The sequence below is a fragment of the Thermoanaerobacterium thermosulfurigenes genome, from assembly GCF_051201035.1.
GTDB lineage: Bacteria > Bacillota > Thermoanaerobacteria > Thermoanaerobacterales > Thermoanaerobacteraceae > Thermoanaerobacterium > Thermoanaerobacterium thermosulfurigenes.
Genome location: NZ_JBPODR010000069.1, coordinates 1 through 1996 on the forward strand (window position 1 = coordinate 1; position 1996 = coordinate 1996).

Annotated in this window: 4 protein-coding genes; 1 reads left to right on the plus strand and 3 read right to left on the minus strand. The window is 28.7% G+C overall.

The window, feature by feature from the left end; genetic code table 11:
* A partial coding sequence (locus HNR52_RS12170) for a UPF0236 family transposase-like protein (protein WP_435620734.1) occupies nt 1-381 on the plus strand: 381 nt, incomplete at its 5' end.
* Between the two features lie 345 nt (nt 382-726).
* Here HNR52_RS12170 and HNR52_RS12175 read toward each other — a convergent pair.
* From HNR52_RS12175 to HNR52_RS12185, 3 genes are all read right to left on the minus strand, one after another.
* On the minus strand, nt 727-855 hold the full coding sequence (locus HNR52_RS12175; RefSeq protein ID WP_435620737.1) for a hypothetical protein: 129 nt from the start codon (nt 853-855) through the stop codon (nt 727-729).
* 230 nt (nt 856-1085) lie between these two features.
* Nucleotides 1086-1658 (minus strand): DUF6431 domain-containing protein, encoded by a 573-nt coding sequence (locus HNR52_RS12180; protein WP_435620735.1) that lies wholly within the window; start codon nt 1656-1658, stop codon nt 1086-1088.
* A gap of 155 nt (nt 1659-1813) precedes the next feature.
* A partial coding sequence (locus HNR52_RS12185; protein ID WP_435620736.1) for a hypothetical protein occupies nt 1814-1996 on the minus strand: 183 nt, incomplete at its 5' end.

Sequence of the window (1996 nt, forward strand, 5' to 3'; positions counted from 1 at the left end):
AACAATTGGGATGGAATAAATTCATACAGCCTTTACAAAAAAGAAATAACAGGATGCAGTGCAGAAAGTCATGTAAGTCATGTACTTTCAGAGAGGCTATCAAGCAGACCAATTTCATGGAGCAAGGTTGGAGCTCACAAAATGGCAAAATTAAGAGCAATAAAAGCAAGCGGCATATCGCTGAAAGATGTCGTATTAAAACAGCAATATGAAAACTTAAAGCCAATAGAACTACCAAAACAAACAGTGTATAAAGCAAAACAGCAACTAAAGAAAATAAAATCAACTTATGAAAACATAATAAGCTTGCCAATATTGCAAAACAAAAAAACATTAACAAGTCAGGCTATAAAATCATTACTATTGAGAAGTGCCATTTAAAAGCATGCATAATGCATATACAAAGTGCTTTATATTGAAGATTGTAGTTTTAGTCATTATTATGAGGAGTGATGATTTTATGCTATCGAGAAGTTAAGAGAATTCAATACTAAAAAACTTTTGCTAAAATCTAGCTATTCAATGCTCATCCTTAGAGTGATAGTGAGGTCTTTTTTTCAAAAAAACCTAAAAATACTTGACACGATCAATGTCTTTTCTGTTATTTGCAATATCTTTAAATTTTGGTTATACTTCATATTAGGTACCTCCTTGTTATTTTGAGAGTCGTGTTCATGAACAATCGACATCTTGTATTTTATCAGGAGGTACTTTTTATTTCAAATCCTATATTTTTTTATTACAGGAATGCTCCATATATTCTTTTGCAGTTTCCTGAGTGTAATTTTCATTGATAAGCGGTGCTATCAACGAAAATTTAAAGTAAGCAATTTTTTGTTTAACATCATTATCCATGTCTAAAAACCTCCTCAATTTAATTATCAGTATTATTGACTGGATAATGATGGTACATTCACAAAAGTTATGTGGAGAGACAAAATGCGAATTAGATAAATTTACATAGATAAATTCAGATTAAACATTATTCAACGAATTACAATAATTATACAGTCAAAAATAGCGGTAAATTATGATGAAAACAAGGCTTTTGTAAAAAAGCAAAAAAATTCTACCAAGAATTAAGTTTAAACTTTTTTGAAAAAATGTACTTTCATCAAATCAAAATAGTGTAAATTAAACTTTAGCTTTTCTTTTGTATATTTACAAATATTGCTTATCAAAGTTCTAGGTGATAAGCTGTTCATTGTTTCAATGTATTCTTGAAAATTAGCAAAAAAGCTGTAAACATAATTCATAATCGAGAGAAATCTCATTTTAAAATAACTGATATTTTGCTCTTTTACAAAAGACAAATTAAACTCTTTAATGATTTCATCAGCAACATATGTAGTGCCATGTCCATCGATAAATATTTTTTTCAAGGAAGTTAAAATAACAGATAAAGGATAGATGAAATATGGCACTAAAAAGTCCGGTATTAAAGCATGTGTTTTATGGCATACAGGGCAAATAACTCTTGCTATGGTAATATCCACACAATCATTGTCGATAAAGACACCCCTGCAGTAATAACCATGCCTATACAATTTACCGTTGTAATTACAATTAGGACATCCAGATGGTGTATCTATGTACAAATATGATTTATTTTCGATATATTCATGTATATTTTTGACTGGAAAGGCTATAATTATCATTGTGATACCTTTCTTGGGGTGGTAATTAATTTTACCGCCCCATTATTTTTTTCTATAATTGTAGGCAAGATTAACCAATCTTATACATGAATATGAAAATTAATTAACTTTACATAATGGATAAGGTTAAATTATTTTGCTTTTTATGGTGCTTTTTATATTGAAATAATTTGCTGTATAACATCTAGTAACATATCATCTATTTCCATAAGGATTTGAGCCATTATTTTGCAAGCTTCTTCGCAGACTAATTTGTAAATTTTTACTTCTAAATCCTTGAAATTTATTTCATTTTCGTTTAAACTTAATTTGAACATGTAATCACCTCTATAACGCTT

Coding starts and splice junctions, on each gene's coding strand:
- HNR52_RS12175 (WP_435620737.1), bottom strand. CDS start 855: ATGGATAATGATGTTAAACAAAAAATTGCTTACTTTAAATTTTCGTTG.
- HNR52_RS12180 (WP_435620735.1), bottom strand. CDS start 1,658: ATGATAATTATAGCCTTTCCAGTCAAAAATATACATGAATATATCGAA.